Genomic DNA, 17,077 nt, shown 5'->3' on the forward strand with positions numbered 1-17,077 from the left:
CGGGTGGTTTGTCGCGCTATTTAATTACTGCAGCACCCTAGATTACTGCGAAGAGTGTCCGCCGGTTCTAAGCCTGCATGCAAAAGCACGTTAATATCGCCGACTCATAAGCAAGGGAAACCAGCCGTGAAAAAAGCCACCTATGAAAATTATGATCGAAGAATGGGACGGCGACGGCGCCATTCGAATTCCCGATGAGGCGCTGCAGGAGCTCGAACTGGATGTCGGCGACGCTGTGTACCTGATAGAAGAATTTGTCGGCAACACGCGCTGCCTTGTCCGATCAAAAACGTCTCAGATTGCAGATCGAATAGTCGAACTCACTGAAGCCTGAGATAGCGGACGGCTTGGTAACACGGAGGAAAAGTAAGGCCGCCGCGAAGCTCTTCGCGAATCCTACATGGGGGCCGCTGAATTACCTTTTATCAACGGCTAGGAATAATCCAGTTTCGGATCCTGGCCTTGGATGTCGATGGAGGTCATTGCCGTTTCTTTTGCATCGCTCACAAGATGGCCACCTCCCAATTGGCTGACGAGCCCCAAGGGCGTCTCTTTTTCGTGTCAATGCGCCAGACGCCTCCCTTCCTGACGAGGCTAAATAGCACTTCGTAGCGCATACGCGTACTGGGCGCCTGTAAAGTCATGAGCAAGACACGCCGGGCTTGAGGTTCAATGCTGACAAGCGTGTCGTCAGGTGTGTAGGTAGGGGGAAAGCCGAAACTGCCTAGTCGCCCATAAGTACGTGGTTTGGGCGTGCAAAAACGTTCGAATACCTGGTTCTGCGCTTGTTGGATGACCGACCAGTCCAGTGGTTCTTCATCGCCCGCGCTTTGCTGTTGGCTATAGCAATCCGTCTCCCAGCGATGCATGGCAAGCATGAATCCACGCAGCACGCTGGCAGGATCCGCGTCATTAACGTCGGACAAGTCTGCTGTTACGATAGGCCAGGATATTGATATTTCAGCAGGCGATGCAGGCGCGAGCGCCCCCTGCTTCTTCAACATTCCCACGATGTCTGTGCGACCGCACTCTTCAGCGATCGACAATGCGTTGCGTGCGTTGCCCGACTCCAAGTGCACATTCGCACCGGCCGCCAGCAGGGCAACCACAATATCGTGATGCCCCTCACGAGCGGCAATCATCACGGGCGTTTGCTGAATTTCGCACTCCGTCAAATCCACGGACGCGCACGCAGCCAGTAGCGTTTTAACGATGTGCATATGCCCTTGGTGGGCGGCCCAGCCAAGGGCGGTGTATCCAAGGACATCATCAGCGCAGTCAAGACTCGCAGCGTTTTCGATCAGCAATCTTGCCGTGTCGGCATGACCTGCAATAGCCGATTCAATCAACGCAGTGCGTCCGGTCGCCTTATCTTTGAAATTGATATAGACGCCGTTGGCCAAGAATCCTTCCAGCTTGGCGTTCTGGCCCAAGGCAGCAGCCTTCAATAGCGCTTTACTCATGAACTCCCTCTCTTTTTACGCATGTGGAACAACCCTCGATTAGCAGCCGACGATTGAAGTCCCATCATTCTTACCGTCAATTGTAAGCGTACACCCAACACACGTTTCCCCTATCCAATCGCCATAGCGAAAGCATTCTTTTGCTGCAAGCTCGAGCCAACGAACACCGCGCCGCCAGATACCAATGGAGCTCAGACGTTTTGAGCTATCTTTCACTTGGGCTGGCTGTCTCTGATTCGCTATGCCATAAATAAAAAACACGTCGCCATTTTCGACATAGCGAGGTCAATAGGTGCTCGTTAACCTGCGCTCTCCAACACAGGAGATCGTCACATGAACCAGAAGAACACCCAGCACCGCACGCAACAAAATCAACGCACTGACGCGCTGAATACGAATCGAGGTACCACGGGCTCCAACAAGACAAATGCCCATGTAAATGGGAATCGCGGCAAGCAGTTGAACCCGAACCAGAAGTAAATTCTCAATGGGCAAGGACGCCCACACAAGGACGAAAACATGGACAGAGTTTACACCTCACCAACGCTAGGCGATGTGGTGAAATATCTGGTTGACGCTTCTGGAGTCATGCCTAGAAAAGCTCGCGATCGCTCGGACGAGACAGAGTTTGACGAAGTCATGGCCAAAACCTACCAGAAGCGCATGCAGCGACTAGCCAAAGAAGACTGCGACCTGCAGCGAACAATGGATGAAATGCTGCAGCTCCACGCCGATACCCTCTCACGTTATATCCGCTGCCCTTTCCGCGCTACGCAGATGAGCGAGCTGCTTAATGATCTTTATGAGTCGTACACCACGATGATCAAGACGCAAGGCACGTTCATGACAAAGGCCAATACCGTGCGTTATTTTTTGACTACCTACGGGGTCGACGTTGCGGTTCGATCCCTTGCTAGGGATTGGATAAGGTTTCAAGGGTATATCTACGCGTCAGCGCAGCCACCAGAACCCTTTTGGTTCTTGCCGACAGCGACTGATGAAGGTTTGGTGACGCCACTCGATAAGGTGCTTACCTGGGCCTATGCATCGTGCGGGAAGAGTCTGGCTACATTTCATTATCCTGTCGGAGTGGATGACCCGGCCCATAAGCTCAAGCGCAATGAGAAAGCTGCCCGAAGCTGGACGAGCGCGAAGCGGCCGCCGTCTTTACCCGTACTGGTAAAAAACCTTAATGAATCCTTCGGCGCTCAGGCTGTCGAGGGTACACCTATAGGGCTCGAGCTTCAGAAAGCGATCGTGACATGTGCAACCATCGCCCGAATTTCCACATGTATCGCGTTAGATATTCGAGACACTTTTGGGCACGAGTACCTGCGAGAAATTATCGGCCAGACTCAGCTTTACGCAGATTGGATTAGCACTGAGATCGACGAGTATATGGCCAATCTGGCAGGGGAAGTCTTGAAGCAAGATCCGGATAGCAAGCTCCAGACTAGGGTGGATCTAGGTATCAAGTTGGCTCCTTTTTTTTTGGCGCTTTTCGAGTCAAAACGAACCTGGGCCAAAGAATTACAGAAGCCCCACATGGATGAAAAGGGAGGTCTGCCAGCACCAGTCATTGTGCGGACGGAAGCTAGATATGGAGCCTACGCCGCAAGACTTCACCTAGACATAATTTCACGCTGGCAGCTGGATAAACCTGCCGACTTGGACACCTATGTAGCATGTGCTCTCGCGATCAAGAAAAATCCACAAGCTACCTTGAACGATGTAAATCGATTCTGCGGCAGAGCGGATTTCGCTGAAGTGGCCGAGCGCTTGCCTTGGATTGCTCATTGGCTGCGCGGGGTCGCGTGCTATCGGACTGGTGATTACAAAGCTGCCTCCACACATTATGTTCGTGCGTTTGAGCACGCCAAGTACAGCGCCGGTGAGATGCAATACCTCCTGGTGAATCAGTACCTAGAAGTGATGGCTAAAAACAAACGGTGGCTACCGTTCAAGCAGGGCGTTCAATGGGCATGCTTTATAGGAATCTCGATTCGATACTTAAGAGACAAAGAGCCCACAGAAGAAAATATGCGAGACGCCTTCGGCATCCTGGGTCTCACCAAGATCCAATATACGAGCTTATGAATTCGCGTGCCCTGTGCTCGAAAAAACGTGTCAGTCATTTGGTTGGCACGCATCGTTCGATGACGGACGATGGCAGTATTGCTGCCACCTACCCCATCAACTGTATGAAACTGGTCACGGGCCATTGTTATGGGAGACCGGCACATAGGTTTGAGGAAGCCCCTCCCGACACCTAGAGAGGCATTAGCGAGTGCGGTGTCCGGAAAGCATGACCAGTTATCCAGATATCTCTGAAAACCGGGCGGCAAGGCCTCTTTTGAATAACTCGAGCCCTGCCTTATCCAAAACTGGCATCTGAATGCTCTGACTATCCAAATTCTGGTAGCTCGGGTCAGACTTCAATGACGGTTGGACGTAAACGATACCGTCTCCGTCGATCTTTAGTAGCCCAGCATCAAAAAGAAGATGAAGGTCGGAGCGCATCAGCAACCCATTGCTTGATGCGTAGTCGAGCCCTTTGCTGTGGGGAGCAATGTGACACGCCTGTAGCACGGGCTCAACCGCACAGCCTGTGAGTGCACAAGTTCGACCATAAATATTCATAAGCCTTTCGCGAAATTCAGCCTGCCCCCGCCGCCGTTTGACCCACGCCAATTCGTCTTCGAGCCAAACTTTCTTTTCAGGAGCCAGCCCGTCATCGCTAAGCACAACCGCACTGCTGCCCGTCATGCGATTTGAAATCCCCTCAATTTTTGCCCACAGGTCTAACTGAGAAGTGAGCACAGAGAGGCTCTCGGATATATCACCTAATGGAAAACGAATCCCATAAGCGTCCGGGCCTAGCTTTTCTGCTACTTCTGCTCTCAAGGCATTGTCGTCAAAGCGGAGTCCAAAAACGGGGGCGCTACTAGCACCGGATTTCTTGTAAATCGCGAAGGAGGGCCTGTTTTGCTTTCCGCTGCTTTTACTGTGAGTGCCGAATATGATCGCTTTCAGCCCGCCGGCTAATAAACCCTCCCAGGTGTCGTGAAGAGGGTATCTGTCGGCTAAAAGGCCCATCACGATGACGAAGCCGTTGCGTTCGTTTTTACTGAAGTCGTTGATCAATTCATTCAAAGCTCGTTTCCCGTTTGGTTTCGTTACGATTGCGGAGCGAGTGTGGACAGGTAGCTGGCGACCACAAAGAGTTTGGCGCCTCAAGCATGGCATTTAGACATCAAGAAAATATAACAAAACTCCTTGACCTTGGGGGAGGAATATCCTTTTAAGCGCAGATGGGCATACGAGCTGGTACCTACCACTGAGGTACTGACGATGCGAAAAATGTTTCCTCCATCGTTACGGAGATGTTCGGCTGACTAGGTGAATCTACGGAGTGTCCCACCCAGTAAAGCGACACACCGAGCCTGGCCTTTCTGGCCCGAAGAAGCGATAACAACAATCAAACTGAGCTGCCATCCCTGTGAGCGTGCGATGAAGCTAGGCCCCGTCAGCGGTTACCACGAACAAGCAATATAATGGCGCCACGAGCCAACTCAGCGGTGTGGTAGTCGCCATATCATCCGCGCTATCGCTCCCGGTGAACTTGAAAAATTCACGGTCAGATCGCTTAGCTTAGGGCCGAGACAACGTACCTCAGTGCCAAAGCAGCAAGGCTGTGAGTGAACCTGCGTGTGTGCCACTGATACATTTCTGTCAGCCAATGGCCTTGGCGTTCTGCCTTCGCCAAGGTGGGGGCGGTCAACACCGCTGTGATCAAATACCTTCTCTAGCGCTGTACGTTGTCTGTGGTGCATCGGTAATTCATTGTTAATGATGCGTGCCTGGGCCTCCACTCTCCGCTTTTACACACCTGCATGACTCCGGATCAACTCCAGCCTACGTGTCTCCGATACAGAGATAAGAGTCAATCCCCTCAATCACCGTCTGAAGCTTTTGCCTCAGTAGAGGAAGCTCCGACGCAGTCAGAGCATCCGGCCGCCCTGCCATACCCAAGAACGCCGCCAAAGCTAGGTCAGAATGCTTCACCAACGCCACCAAATGCTTACCACTCGGCCCGCTGCTCCCAGCCATCCAATTCTTCACCGTTTTCTCGTTCGCATTCGTCCAACGCATCAAAGTCTTCGTCGCCTGGTGCGTCCCTCCGAGTTCCATATGTAGTGCCCGAGCGATGCCGTCTGCGTACTGTTGTTGAGCCAGAAAAGAATTGCCCGTTTTCGTGAACATTTTTCCCTCCTAGGTCTTCTACCTTGTTTAGTGCCACTTTTTAATAAACGAAGTCACTGATCTCGGCTTCCGCAGACCTTTTAGCGGCTGTTGATCAGATTGAGGACTTGCCGATGCAAACTCTCATTGGCGCGTACAACACCAGCGATGCCTCAACCGGAGCTATGGCGGCGGCGTATGTGCGCATGTCCACAGAGCACCAGCAGTATTCGACAGAAAATCAGCTCGATACGATCCGCCTTTACGCAGCAACCCATTCGCTCAAAATTAACAAGGTTTACACCGACGCGGGCAAAAGTGGCCTGCGTTTGGAAGGTCGTGATGGTCTCAAACAGCTCTTCTTAGATGTAGAAAAAGGGCTAGCCGATTACTCGACAGTCTTGGTCTATGACGTCAGCCGTTGGGGTCGCTTCCAAGATCCTGACGTCAGCGCCAGTTACGAGGTGCGCTGCCGTCAAGCTGGAGTATCCGTTCAATACTGCGCAGAGCAGTTCACCAACGACGGCTCACCAGTCTCCAATATAGTTAAAAGCGTTAAGCGCATGATGGCAGGCGAATACAGCCGAGAGCTCTCGGTGAAGGTATTTGCTGGCCAATCGCGCCTGATTGAGCTGGGGTATCGCCAGGGCGGCACAGCGGGATACGGTTTGCGCCGACAATTGGTCGACGGACACGGCTCGCCAAAGAACGAATTGGGTCTTGGAGAACATAAAAGCATCCAAACAGACCGTGTGATTTTAGTACCTGGCCCTCCAGCCGAAATTGAGATGGTGCATAACATCTATCGGCTGTTTGTCGAAGAAGGCAGAAGTGAGCGCGAAATCGCAGATTGGCTGAACTCTCAGGGAGTGCTGAATGATCGCGGCAGAGCGTGGTCGCGGGGCACCGTTCACCAGGTATTGATTAATGAAAAGTACGTCGGCAATAACGTGTGGAATCACACCTCTTTCAAACTGAAACAAACGCACACGCAGAATCCACCTGATGAATGGATACGAGCGAACGAAGCCTTCTGCCCCATCGTGAGCGTCATCCTCTTCAAGGCTGCTCAGTGCATCATCCAAACGCGCTCGCACCGAATGCCCGATGAGGAAATGTTGCACGCCTTGATGGCCATCTATCAACGCACGGGCTATCTGTCAGGGATCGTCATCGACGAGTCTGAAGGTTGTCCCTCGAGTAGTGCCTACCAGCAGAGATTTGGAAGCTTGCTTCGATCTTACTCCCTGATCGGATACTCCCCTGCACGCGACTACCGGTACATCGAAGCCAACAAACGCCTACGTCAGATGCACCCGCTTCTCCTACAACAAACGACTCAGAAGATTGCAGATGTTGGTGGGAAGGTCACTGTAGATCCATGCACCGACCTCATGGTGGTCAACCAGGAGATTTCTATTTCTCTGGTGCTGAGCCGTTGCCATGTTTCACCTACCGGCAGCAAGCGATGGAACGTCCGATTCGATTATGGATTGAGTCCAGACCTGACAATCGCGGTTCGAATGAAAGAGCAGGAAGAGGCGGCTTTGGATTACTACATTCTGCCAACGATCGACATCGAAACCCCTAGGCTCCGCCTTGCCGAAAGCAACCAGGCGAACCTCGAAATTTACCGGTTCGACACCTTGGAGATCCTGTCTGAACTGGCACGCCGCAGTGAGTTTAGGAGGGTCGCATGACAGCTATCGAGACCCATCGCAGAGCGCTGATGCACATCGCCGAAGAGACGAACATTCAGCTCATTCCCATTGAAGAAATTCGGGTGCTTAATCCACGGGCACGTAACAAGCAAGTGTTTGCCAGGCTGGTTGAGAACATATCGGCGTTAGGCCTCAAGCGGCCAATTACGGTCGCCCCTACGATGGGCGGTAACGAGCCCTACGAAATCGTCTGTGGCCAAGGTCGCTTCGAAGCGTTGCAGGCACTAGGAGAGAAAAAAATCCCGTGCATCGTGGTAAGCGCCAGCGAAGCGGATCGATATCTGATTGGCTTAGTTGAAAACCTCGCGCGTCGAAAACATTCCAACCGTGAGCTTTTGGCCTCAATCCAACTCCTCTCAGATCGTGGTTATACCTGCCCGCAGATTGCCGAAAAAACCTGTTTGGATGCAAGCTATGTACATGGGATTTTGGTGCTGTTACGTCAGGGCGAAGAGCGACTGATCGCAGCCGTGGAAAAAGGCTGATTATCCATAAAATTGGCGATGGAAATTGCCCGTTCGAAGGATGTCGATCTTCAAAAAGCCATGATGGAGGCCTACGAAAGCGGTGTACTCAAAGGCGAACAACTGATGAGGGTTCGCCGCCTCGTTGATAGGCGCAAAACCTTCGGAAAGCGGTACGGCCAGCAAGCACCTCGCGCTGAGAAACACACGCCCCAAAAGCTTCTAAAGGCTTATCAAATAGAAGTGCGCCGTCAGAAAGTTATGATCAAAAAGTCAGATATCAATGAGCAGCGGCTACTGATCATAGTCACCGCGATGCGCAAATTGCTCGCCGATGATTACTTTAAGACGTTGCTTCGTAACGAAGATATTCCGGATATGCCCAAGCCGCTGGCCGACCGGATCTTTGGAGAGACGCCATAATGTCAGAGGTCAAGCAGGCATTCGAGAGTCGTGTAATCGCCATCCCCCTAGACCGAATCCTTCCATCGCGGAAGGTCGATCAACTTATAACTGGCAGCAAAAAGTACGCAAGTATTTTGAGCTCGATTAGAGAGCTGGGCGTCGTTGAACCCTTGGTGGTTCATCCAAAGCCCCTCATCGCAGGTGGAGTATCTTCGTTCATGCTTCTGGACGGACATTTTCGTTTAGAGGCACTCAAGGCATTAGGCGCGACTGAGGCGCTATGTTTGATTTCTACCGACGATGAAGGGTTTACCTACAATCGGCAAATCAACAGGCTGACGCCTATCCAAGAACACAAAATGATCGTTACCGCACTGAAAAAAGGTATTGAAGCTTCTCGGATTGCATCCGTGCTTGGGATTAATGTGATTCGAGTTCACGAAAGAGAAACCTTGCTGAAGGGCATTGCACCTGAGGTCGCGGAGATGCTGAAGGTTCGCATGGTATCGCAGGACGTGTTTCGCGCTCTTCGACTCATGAAGCCTATCCGTCAAATCGAAACGGTTGAAATGATGATTTCAGCCAACTGCTTCACGAGAAATTATGCGCGGATGGTATTAGCTGCCTCTCGCCCTGAAATGCTGGTCGAAACAAAGAAAAAACCGAGTGACGTCAGTGCGGTCGACATTGCCCGAATGGAGCGAGAAATGGAAAACCTGCAGCATGATTACAAGCAGGTTGAGGATACTTTGGGCGAGACGATGTTGGTTCTGGTTGTAGCAAAAGGATATCTCGTGCGCATCCTGCGTAACGAAACAATCGCAGGTTACGTCACTCGCTACTACGCAGAGCTACTCGAAGAGCTGGTGTCCATCATGGAGGCAGTAACCTCGGACGCGAGGCAGCTTGAACGGGAGTAGCGCTTGCCTGCTACGATCAGCTCTTCACGGAGGACTCACCATGCCCAACTCAGACCTGCTCCCTTCCCTACTTTACAAGCTCAATGAAAACCAACTCGCCCTCGAAGCCGCCATCATGGAATTGACGCTCTGGGTCGAGCAGAGAGGTTCAGCAGAAGTCGCCGGTAACGTCCGTGGTGCCTTGGCCACCATCGACAAAAATGAGGAGTTCATCAAGTTGACGTTAGCGGTTCTTATGACGCCTGAGTAAGCTCTCGAGTTTGTAGACTAGCCGGGCCTGGTTGGCCCGAAGGAGCGACCTCTCCGTTGACGCCGCTTCATACCGCAGCTTACCTACAGGCAAACGATGACTCGAACGCAATTAATTGAACCTCCCCTCTCTCCGCTCGCGAGGTCTGCCAGCTGCTGACGGATGTAGCGCTTGGTAAACGCATCATGAGACGAAGCTCAATTCATTCATGCAATGAGATCTATCATGGTCTACCGAACAGTCAGAGGAGTCTTTTACATGCAGGATCTCATCACGCGCATGGACAGTTGGTTGCAACAGCACCGGCCAGCGTATTACGCAACACTTGCTACTGGTGTGTCGGTTGCTGCATTCGATGATTACGAGCGCCGAACTGGCGTCACACTCCCAGCAGACCTCCGGGCGCTCTGGTCATGGAAGGATGGGAGCACCGAGGAAGCGCTATTTACCAATCACATGTTCATCTCTGTCGAAGACAGCCTGAGCAGCAAGCTGGAGCTCGACGGAATGATTGGTTCTGACTTCGAAGACCCAGAATGGTGGAAACAGCAGTGGGTACCATTTACGCAGAGCTTTGGCGGCGATCATCTCTGTATCGATATAGTGTCTGAAAAACCAGGTGAGATTATCGACTTCTGGCACGACGACCCACGACGCGAAGTGGTTGCCCCAACGCTGGAAGATTGGTTGCTCAGTCTTGTGGAAACTATGGAGTCTGGGCGGCTGGAGCTGGCCTAGTCCCTATCTTTGCCATCTTAAGCGTAACGCGTTATCTGCCACCTCATCTGGGGGATAACGTTGCGCGCTATTCGCCCTACGCCCTCGTAAACTTGAAATTGCCCGCAGGCTTCAACTTGAGATTGGCGTGAGGGACTCTACGCTGACACTGGAACGCCAAACTCCGGATAAGTCTATGTACAAGATCGTTACCTTCACTCCTAAGGAACTGTTCGACAAAGTTTGGGAAACGCCTGTGCTGAAACTGGCACAAGAAATCGGTATATCAGACGTTGCGCTTTCCAAAGCATGTCGCAAAGCCGGCCTAGTTCTGCCCCCTCGAGGACATTGGGCAAAACCAGTGTCTAAACGCCCTAGCAAGCCAAAACCTCCCACCGACGAACGCCCCATCAGTTTTATGGTATTAGATCGAAGTACGCCTCCAGCTCGCGGCGCAGTGCCCGTTCAGCCGAAAGCAGTCCGTTCAGCAATCGAAGTACCTCCCACCCTACTCGCGCCTCACCCCCTGGTAAGCAAGTGGCTGAAATGCATTAACGCGGCCAAGCCTCATGAAGGCTATCTCGTGACCACGGGCAAAAATGTGCTCGATGCAAAAATATCCGCCGAACTCATTGATCGTTGCGCACTGATCTTCGACACCCTCATAAAAGAGAGCGAGGTGCTCGGCTTCAAGTGGAAGGTCACGGACGAAAAAACGGTGGTAGAGGTCAACGACGAGCATCTTGGGATCAAACTTGTGGAGCGCTTGAGTAAACACGTTATTCCACCTCCGCCACCACCCGCCCCTAAGCGCAATGCTCGATGGGAGCCTGACTTCTCGATGCTGCGTTCGCCCCAGTTTGAATGGTCTTCCACCGGCGAATTAAGCTTGCAGATTGACGCACGCGCCGAATACGGAAAGCGGAAAAACTGGACGGATACTAAAACCGGGAAAATCGAGGAAAAGCTTACAAGCATCCTTGATGGTTTCGGTTCGATAGCTGAATCCGTGAAAGCGTTGCGCTTGAAGAATGAAGAGGATAGTCGTGAGCGAGTGGCTCAAGAAGCGGTACGACTTGAGCGCGTCAAGCGTGAAGAAACTCATAGACGCCTACGTCACAGACTCGTGGAAAATACAAAGCGCTGGGAGCAGTCTCAGCGCCTCAGAGCATTCATCCAGGCGACCTGCGATTCCAATGCCGACACCTCAGCGCATGCCCAGCAACAAACTGCGCTGTGGGCGGCGTGGGCTACATCGCAAGCGAACCAACTAGATCCACTTCACCCAAACACTTCATCCGTCACTTCGCTCACCGTCGAAATTGAAGGCTGGTTCAACGGATATGGAATGACACGTACAGAAAAGGACTGGTGGTCAGAATGAAAGAATAAATTAACAGAGTCAGTGCAAGCGAGGAACGGGTAATCGATGTAGCCGCTCGCTGCCGCCATAGAAGGTGTGGCGGTCGTAGGGGGTCAGTGGTGCATTAGCCTTGAAGCGCGCTGGAAGATCCAGATTAGCAATATACACCCGACCGAATGCGACAAGATCCGCATCGCCTGTAGCGGTAACCATCGAGGCCATTCGCAACAGGTAGCGCATGCAGCTGATCTACCTACGCCGCAGGCGAGCACGATTTCCAAGATGCCGCATCGGTGGGTGCCCGATTCACCACACGAGGTGTGTTTTGCAAACTATTAACTGAGGCCTCCCAATGAGCAGCTTTGATAAAATCCAAGATGCTAGATTCGATCCATAGGAAGATGTGGCAAAGCGTCATCAAATAAAAGGAAACGTAAATGCTTAAGCTAACACTCGTATTGTTAGCATCCCTAGGATTTGTAGGATGCGCATCACAGCCTGAACAGGCATTGGTTAGAGACCCAGGCACACCGAAAATCCTGGCTGGAAAACAAAATCCATATCCTCCGAATACGGTAATTGTCATAGCAACACCCAGCTTCCCGTGGGCGGCCAAAGACGTTGCTGACGTCCTGAGCGCTAACGCAATATCATCTGATATGTCGCTCTTTGCAGCCCGTAACCTCGTAATGTACAACGAGAATGTTGTAGGTCTCGTTGAAGTTAATGTTGATGTAGATAATCTTTTCGAATCGGTCTCTGCCGTCTGCAGAGACAGCGAAACCAAGCGAGTGTGGCAGGAGACCCGTGTCCTTAATTTCGCCGGCGGGCGGGATTCATTGGCGCGCAGCATGGTGGGGGCACTGGTGACAAAAGTCTCAGGGAAGCAGTGTCCATAAATGCAGTATGTCTCTTGTCAAAGCGAGCGGGACTGAGACCGTGTAGCACTTTGAAGGGACTCGGTGGACTTGCCCCTACTACATCGATTTGACCGAGACTACTTCAACATACTTGTACTTCTTCTTTGCGACCTTCACTGCCTCTTGCTCGGCAAGCAAGGAGCTCAACGTGTCGGCCTCGTGAATCAACTCGTGCATCTTCCCCTCAAATTCGTTGCCAACCCGGAGCGTGACCCTCAGCCTAGGAGTAAAAGCTTTTGCCACTTTCTTCTTCACTTGGGGAGCTGCTGGCTTTATAGGAACAACCTCGGACGCAGGCTCCTGCACCGGAGGAGCAGAAACCTGCACTTCGGGCTCATCCGCACCGAACAGGGCACGACGCATTTCTTCTTCAGTTAACTCAGAGTTCATAGGGCATCTCAAAGGAGTGGTACTTAGCTCGATAATTTTACTAGGATTGTTGCTGATCGGTGTCATCGGTGACTGCTAGGGTTCACATCCCCAGTTCGATTTCGATCCGAGAGCCCCTCATAGCTGGCGACAGCCTTCCCTTCGGCAGTCGTGTGATAAGACCGCCAGCTAAATCACTTGCATGACGTGCGTACAGCGTTACCGTGTCATGAATGGGCCTTCGATCCGGTACGAAAGCGCCCACTCGCTCCTGAGCAATTTTCAGGATATTCAGAGCTTCCTGGCTCATCCTGTCGGTGGACAAGTGTTCCACGACGGGTCTAAACGGAGGTGCTGCGCTACCCCACATCTCTACTACCATTTGGAGCAACACTTCTGAGCCAAAATGCTCAACGGCCATATCCCACAGCAGAGCTTCCTGGGACATATCCAGGCGACCCCTAGTCATTACGGAGTTCTAACGGCATGCGGCTCTTTCTTGATTGCGAATTTACCCAGCTCTCGGCGGCAGCTAAGCTTATCTCGCTGGCGTTGGTGGCCGAGAATGGACGCGAATTCTACGCGGAATTGATCGACACATGGCGAGAAGCAGACTGCAGCGACTTCGTAATCAAAATCGTCCTTCCGCAGCTCTGGGGCGGAAGCTATGCACTACCCATCATTGGCGCAAGGTCAGCGCTGTTCGAGTTTCTCACGTCGTTCGACGAAGCCCTGGAGATTGTCACAGACGCCCCACAGTACGACTGGGAGCTTTTCTGTGAACTGGCGTATGACGATGGGAAATGGCCCAGAAATGTCCGAAATCACCCTGTTGATGCTACCACTCTGAGGGTTATAAACGATGGGGTACCGCTTCCACATCACGCTCTCTTGGATGCCCGTATCATCGCAAGCATGTTCGCACCAGGGTAAGAACGCGAAGATATTTCATGAGAGCGAACTCAGATCGCACGCTTCTTAGTCATTGCAATCCCCATCCGCCCCAGTTGCTTAACGCCATACATGGCCTGATCTGCTTCTTTTAGCAACGTATCCAAGCTCTGCCCATGGAGAGGACAGATCGAAACTCCGATGCTGCACGAGAGTGGTACCTCGCCTATGGTCGTGACGACCGGCTGCGCGATAGTTTCTAGCATCCTCGTGGCCTTCATTTCTGCACCTTCTGGACTCCTGAGATCTGTGATCAAGGCCACGAATTCATCGCCGCCATAGCGTGCGACGGTGTCACACGAACGGGTAGCCGCAAGCATGCGGTCTGCAACCACTCGAAGAATCTCGTCGCCGACCTCATGGCCGTGCTTATCGTTAATTTCCTTGAAGTAATCCAAGTCGATTAATAGCACTGCAAACGGAACACCCTTCACTTGCCAGTCGGCATAAACCTGATGAAAGCGTTCGGCGAAAAGGTAGCGATTCGGCAATTGAGTAAGCACGTCATGGGTTGCGAGATAGGCCGAGCGCTCATGCTCGACCTCAGCCCTTTCAATCGCCTGGAAATGCCGAATTAAAACAAGCGGCATCATTACGAGTGCACCTCCCAGAACCGCGAGGATAATCGATGTCTCCGCCGTTAAAAAATCCTCTACACGCAACTGACGCTCAAACAGCAGTGTCATCGGTTGTGAAGTGGTTCTGATCTCAACTCGGCTGGCCAGGCGCGGCAATAGCAGGCGATCCAGTAAACTTGCTTGCTGAGTCTGCGTGGAAAACACATCACTTTCAGACCCGGCTGCAGTTTTCAGGATAGCTCTTATGTGAACCAAGAAGTCTACGTTCGCGTTGTTCACGGCATCGAGCAGCGAGTTCGTCTTGACCAACAGCAAAGTCACCATCGTACTGCCGAAGAAATTGGGACGGGTGTCCTGTCTTACCTGCTTTGGCCGACTGACTGACTGCATCAGTATGTAAGCATTGCCTCCCTCGTACATGGAGAATACCGGTGAAACCACAGGTTTCTGGCTGCTGTGGGTTCGTGCCAATGCGTAGGACAGGTAGGCCACGGTTTCCAGCCTTACTCCGTAGATTGAGCTGGATTCAGGGAGTAGCGGGTACATAAACAACACCGGCCACGTCTCATTGAGAAATGCCTGAGGTTGGCTAGGCTGCTGAGTGAGGCTCGGGAAATCTTTCAGCTCGAAGTCATGCCGCCATGTTCGCCGCAACAGTTCTTCAAAGGCGGCTTGCTCAGCTAGGGGAACAGCCCGCGCGGCCTCAAGCATGTAGATATGTGGGTATGCTGATAGGACGGCTGCCGCATAACGGGCCGCAGCATCCGTGTCGCTCTGATCCACGGCCTGGAGGAATGCTGAAAAACCCGCAAGAACAGCTTCATTGGTATCAAGCTGATTTCGCACGATGCCGGAAATATTTTGCACGTATTCGGAGAATCGCTGTTCTCTGCGTTGAGTCTCGGACTTCAACAGCAGCCAAGCAGAAAAAGTAACCAGGCCAACAGCAAAAAAAATAAAACCAACCATAGAGCTGCGGCGCTTAGTCAACATCATCCTGATTTCCCACTGCGCAGAGCGTTAATCATCATCGTTCCGACTTTGTCAGCTTTCCTAGGGTCACTGAATTTGGGCTCTCAGCTGGACGTACGCACCAGTAGCCAGAACCCATCTGCGGCAGGCTAAGGGCCCCCAGGTCGAGTTCTTTGGACTCCATTCGCAAGCTTGTATCAATTTCGTTGAACTGGCTTGGATTGTTGTTGAGCAAGGACGCTGTTTACCAGCTCTAGGTTGAGACGTTGGCATTCGCCATCAGCTTCTGACCGCGTCTGATATGCAGCCTTGGAACGCGACTTCTCGTCATTATCGTAGATGTTGAAACCTATAGGCGCCGTTTCGCAGTAGAAGCGTGTTCCGTTGCGCACAGATCCCGTTTCGATAGGGATCGCAGGAATTACAACAAATCTCGCATTCATCTTCATGCCCTCGTGAATCACCCCATACCTATTAGCGGCTATAGGCCAGTACAGCAAGTAATCGTCGCCAGTTTCCGATGAAGAACACTGAGGGATTTGGCGTCTAAGCGCTTCGAATGCTCGATTTCACGAGTTTTTTGAGCCTAGCCAGGCTGCCTGAAATCGTCCTCGTATTCGCCTCCTACTCATAGGTTTCCCAAATTTTCGAGGGCCTTCGAAGACCTTTGAAAGAAAACGCAAAATCTAGCCGCGCCTTCGTCGCGAAGAAGCGAGTTCTACATGACTTACAGACAGCTAGGGCTGACACCCTTCCTGAGATAGTCGTCCTTTCAAAATTTTTAAGCAGAGACAAAAAAGAGGCAAAGAGGTAGAAGCAATCGATCCGATTCCCCTAACAAGTCATACCTCCGGGAAAAATGGCCAGGTAGATCTCTGCTGTTTTTTGATTTCAAATATAAGAACTCCGTCGCGATTTTTTGAATTCAAGGGGGGCTCCTGAACTATATTTTCACGACACACGTTCGCCTGCAGGTGAAAGCAGCCTTCGGCCCGCCGCCCCTGACCTTCAAAAATGAGTTCGCGAGCCAAGATGAGATGGCTCAATCACCAATGTCTGATGGAGTAATTGAGGCCAATTAACTCGTGAAGGTGGTTTTTAGCGAGCCAGTGCTACCACGTTTTCCTAGCCAATCGAGCTGGTTCTGCCCTTCACGTCTGAATCCGAGGCTCAGGCCGTAGGATATCGAAAGGCAGGGAACTACAAATAGCCGCTGTTTTTTGAGTATCGGTCTCGCGAAACCGAGGCCGATGCATAACATTAGCTAAGATCTGCATCCTATTTTCTATTTCATTCACACCGCCTTACACCGCAGGCAGTGGGAATTAGGTTCCCTACCCTTCTTATGAGCCCACCGCAGATTGACAGCAGTGGTTAAAAATGCTCATGCGACTCCCTCTTTCACCAAATGCCGCAAGGTGGCAATTTTGGGTAGGATGGGGTATTGATTGGTCACCGGCATACGGGCCGGATGAGGAAGCGAAAATGACGACTGATCGTGAAATTGCGTTGGAAGTTGTAATTGCAGCGCTTCTTAAGGCCGCGAGGCACGATAAGAACGAAATTCTAGAGCGCGCTAAGGGGCTGGTTGTGGACGGTGCAATTGGTGATTTTCACAGCAAATCAGCAGCCAATGCTGCTCTCAGAGAAATTTCCGGGCATTTAAACCCATCTTTATTCAACGCTCAATATGACGAACGAGCGAAATCCATCTCACACTAAGTGAGGCCGGAGAGGGCCCT

At 51.9% G+C, this 17,077-nt stretch carries 17 protein-coding genes and 1 pseudogene; 12 read left to right on the forward strand and 6 right to left on the reverse strand.

Annotated features, from left to right (window positions below; all coding sequences use genetic code 11):
* Nucleotides 1-142: 142 nt before the first annotated feature.
* Complete coding sequence (locus tag H7698_RS24430; protein WP_194693024.1) at nucleotides 143-334, forward strand: AbrB/MazE/SpoVT family DNA-binding domain-containing protein; 192 nt, start codon at nucleotides 143-145, stop codon at nucleotides 332-334.
* Nucleotides 335-503: 169 nt separating this feature from the next.
* Here the strand turns inward: H7698_RS24430 and H7698_RS24435 are convergent, their stop codons facing one another.
* The gene (locus H7698_RS24435; protein ID WP_194693025.1) at nucleotides 504-1,463 is read right to left on the reverse strand and encodes an ankyrin repeat domain-containing protein; all 960 of its coding nucleotides are present in this window, start codon (nucleotides 1,461-1,463) and stop codon (nucleotides 504-506) included.
* A 333-nt stretch (nucleotides 1,464-1,796) separates the two neighbouring features.
* Here H7698_RS24435 and H7698_RS24440 point away from each other — a divergent pair, with 333 nt between their 5' ends.
* Both H7698_RS24440 and H7698_RS24445 read left to right on the forward strand, forming a co-directional pair.
* On the forward strand, nucleotides 1,797-1,943 hold the full coding sequence (locus H7698_RS24440; protein ID WP_194693026.1) for a hypothetical protein: 147 nt from the start codon (nucleotides 1,797-1,799) through the stop codon (nucleotides 1,941-1,943).
* Between the two features lie 39 nt (nucleotides 1,944-1,982).
* The gene (locus H7698_RS24445; protein ID WP_194693027.1) at nucleotides 1,983-3,560 is read left to right on the forward strand and encodes a hypothetical protein; all 1,578 of its coding nucleotides are present in this window, start codon (nucleotides 1,983-1,985) and stop codon (nucleotides 3,558-3,560) included.
* Nucleotides 3,561-3,776: 216 nt separating this feature from the next.
* Here H7698_RS24445 and H7698_RS24450 read toward each other — a convergent pair whose 3' ends face one another.
* Both H7698_RS24450 and H7698_RS24455 read right to left on the reverse strand, forming a co-directional pair.
* Nucleotides 3,777-4,616: an HNH endonuclease gene (locus tag H7698_RS24450; protein WP_194693028.1), complete on the reverse strand. Its 840-nt coding sequence runs from the start codon at nucleotides 4,614-4,616 to the stop codon at nucleotides 3,777-3,779.
* Between the two features lie 762 nt (nucleotides 4,617-5,378).
* A complete protein-coding gene (locus H7698_RS24455; protein ID WP_194693029.1) occupies nucleotides 5,379-5,726 on the reverse strand; it encodes a hypothetical protein in 348 nt (115 codons plus the stop codon).
* Between the two features lie 113 nt (nucleotides 5,727-5,839).
* Between H7698_RS24455 and H7698_RS24460 the strand changes: the two genes are divergently transcribed.
* From H7698_RS24460 to H7698_RS24485, 6 genes and pseudogenes are all read left to right on the forward strand, one after another.
* Nucleotides 5,840-7,405 (forward strand): recombinase family protein, encoded by a 1,566-nt coding sequence (locus tag H7698_RS24460; protein ID WP_194693030.1) that lies wholly within the window; start codon nucleotides 5,840-5,842, stop codon nucleotides 7,403-7,405.
* Nucleotides 7,402-8,313, forward strand: a pseudogene (locus H7698_RS24465) (ParB/RepB/Spo0J family partition protein). Before H7698_RS24460 ends, H7698_RS24465 begins: the two are co-directional and overlap by 4 nt.
* The gene (locus tag H7698_RS24470; protein ID WP_194693031.1) at nucleotides 8,313-9,215 is read left to right on the forward strand and encodes a ParB/RepB/Spo0J family partition protein; all 903 of its coding nucleotides are present in this window, start codon (nucleotides 8,313-8,315) and stop codon (nucleotides 9,213-9,215) included. Before H7698_RS24465 ends, H7698_RS24470 begins: the two are co-directional and overlap by 1 nt.
* 40 nt (nucleotides 9,216-9,255) lie before the next feature.
* Nucleotides 9,256-9,465, forward strand: coding sequence for a hypothetical protein (locus H7698_RS24475; RefSeq protein WP_194693032.1), 210 nt, complete (start codon nucleotides 9,256-9,258; stop codon nucleotides 9,463-9,465).
* Nucleotides 9,466-9,723: 258 nt separating this feature from the next.
* Nucleotides 9,724-10,203, forward strand: coding sequence for an SMI1/KNR4 family protein (locus tag H7698_RS24480; protein ID WP_194693033.1), 480 nt, complete (start codon nucleotides 9,724-9,726; stop codon nucleotides 10,201-10,203).
* Nucleotides 10,204-10,378: 175 nt separating this feature from the next.
* On the forward strand, nucleotides 10,379-11,566 hold the full coding sequence (locus tag H7698_RS24485; RefSeq protein WP_194693034.1) for a hypothetical protein: 1,188 nt from the start codon (nucleotides 10,379-10,381) through the stop codon (nucleotides 11,564-11,566).
* Nucleotides 11,567-11,584: 18 nt separating this feature from the next.
* Here the strand turns inward: H7698_RS24485 and H7698_RS24490 are convergent, their stop codons facing one another.
* Nucleotides 11,585-11,785, reverse strand: a complete 201-nt coding sequence (locus H7698_RS24490; RefSeq protein WP_208525835.1) for a hypothetical protein — start codon at nucleotides 11,783-11,785, stop codon at nucleotides 11,585-11,587.
* Between the two features lie 197 nt (nucleotides 11,786-11,982).
* Between H7698_RS24490 and H7698_RS24495 the strand changes: the two genes are divergently transcribed.
* Nucleotides 11,983-12,444 (forward strand): hypothetical protein, encoded by a 462-nt coding sequence (locus H7698_RS24495; RefSeq protein ID WP_194693035.1) that lies wholly within the window; start codon nucleotides 11,983-11,985, stop codon nucleotides 12,442-12,444.
* 78 nt (nucleotides 12,445-12,522) lie between these two features.
* Here the strand turns inward: H7698_RS24495 and H7698_RS24500 are convergent, their stop codons facing one another.
* The gene (locus tag H7698_RS24500) at nucleotides 12,523-12,855 is read right to left on the reverse strand and encodes a hypothetical protein (RefSeq protein ID WP_194693036.1); all 333 of its coding nucleotides are present in this window, start codon (nucleotides 12,853-12,855) and stop codon (nucleotides 12,523-12,525) included.
* 465 nt (nucleotides 12,856-13,320) lie between these two features.
* On the opposite strand from H7698_RS24500, the gene H7698_RS24505 reads away from it, so the two are divergent.
* Nucleotides 13,321-13,767: a 3'-5' exoribonuclease gene (locus tag H7698_RS24505; RefSeq protein WP_194693037.1), complete on the forward strand. Its 447-nt coding sequence runs from the start codon at nucleotides 13,321-13,323 to the stop codon at nucleotides 13,765-13,767.
* A gap of 29 nt (nucleotides 13,768-13,796) precedes the next feature.
* On the opposite strand, the gene H7698_RS24510 is transcribed toward H7698_RS24505, so the two are convergent.
* Entirely contained in the window at nucleotides 13,797-15,356 is a 1,560-nt protein-coding gene (locus H7698_RS24510; RefSeq protein ID WP_194693146.1) for a sensor domain-containing diguanylate cyclase, read from the reverse strand.
* Between the two features lie 1,464 nt (nucleotides 15,357-16,820).
* On the opposite strand from H7698_RS24510, the gene H7698_RS24515 reads away from it, so the two are divergent.
* Nucleotides 16,821-17,057, forward strand: a complete 237-nt coding sequence (locus H7698_RS24515) for a hypothetical protein (protein ID WP_194693038.1) — start codon at nucleotides 16,821-16,823, stop codon at nucleotides 17,055-17,057.
* Nucleotides 17,058-17,077 lie beyond the last annotated feature (20 nt).

It is taken from the genome of Pseudomonas sp. p50(2008) (genome assembly GCF_015351605.1).
In the GTDB taxonomy this organism is placed as follows: domain Bacteria; phylum Pseudomonadota; class Gammaproteobacteria; order Pseudomonadales; family Pseudomonadaceae; genus Aquipseudomonas.

Bases quoted from the DNA above. Each gene is read 5' to 3' on its own strand.
- H7698_RS24430 (WP_194693024.1), top strand. From the start codon at position 143: ATGAAAATTATGATCGAAGAATGGGACGGCGACGGCGCCATTCGAATT.
- H7698_RS24440 (WP_194693026.1), top strand. From the start codon at position 1,797: ATGAACCAGAAGAACACCCAGCACCGCACGCAACAAAATCAACGCACT.
- H7698_RS24455 (WP_194693029.1), bottom strand. From the start codon at position 5,726: ATGTTCACGAAAACGGGCAATTCTTTTCTGGCTCAACAACAGTACGCA.
- H7698_RS24515 (WP_194693038.1), top strand. From the start codon at position 16,821: ATGACGACTGATCGTGAAATTGCGTTGGAAGTTGTAATTGCAGCGCTT.
- H7698_RS24470 (WP_194693031.1), top strand. From the start codon at position 8,313: ATGTCAGAGGTCAAGCAGGCATTCGAGAGTCGTGTAATCGCCATCCCC.
- H7698_RS24445 (WP_194693027.1), top strand. From the start codon at position 1,983: ATGGACAGAGTTTACACCTCACCAACGCTAGGCGATGTGGTGAAATAT.
- H7698_RS24435 (WP_194693025.1), bottom strand. From the start codon at position 1,463: ATGAGTAAAGCGCTATTGAAGGCTGCTGCCTTGGGCCAGAACGCCAAG.
- H7698_RS24510 (WP_194693146.1), bottom strand. From the start codon at position 15,356: ATGTTGACTAAGCGCCGCAGCTCTATGGTTGGTTTTATTTTTTTTGCT.
- H7698_RS24490 (WP_208525835.1), bottom strand. From the start codon at position 11,785: ATGCGCTACCTGTTGCGAATGGCCTCGATGGTTACCGCTACAGGCGAT.
- H7698_RS24475 (WP_194693032.1), top strand. From the start codon at position 9,256: ATGCCCAACTCAGACCTGCTCCCTTCCCTACTTTACAAGCTCAATGAA.
- H7698_RS24460 (WP_194693030.1), top strand. From the start codon at position 5,840: ATGCAAACTCTCATTGGCGCGTACAACACCAGCGATGCCTCAACCGGA.
- H7698_RS24500 (WP_194693036.1), bottom strand. From the start codon at position 12,855: ATGAACTCTGAGTTAACTGAAGAAGAAATGCGTCGTGCCCTGTTCGGT.
- H7698_RS24495 (WP_194693035.1), top strand. From the start codon at position 11,983: ATGCTTAAGCTAACACTCGTATTGTTAGCATCCCTAGGATTTGTAGGA.
- H7698_RS24485 (WP_194693034.1), top strand. From the start codon at position 10,379: ATGTACAAGATCGTTACCTTCACTCCTAAGGAACTGTTCGACAAAGTT.
- H7698_RS24480 (WP_194693033.1), top strand. From the start codon at position 9,724: ATGCAGGATCTCATCACGCGCATGGACAGTTGGTTGCAACAGCACCGG.
- H7698_RS24505 (WP_194693037.1), top strand. From the start codon at position 13,321: ATGCGGCTCTTTCTTGATTGCGAATTTACCCAGCTCTCGGCGGCAGCT.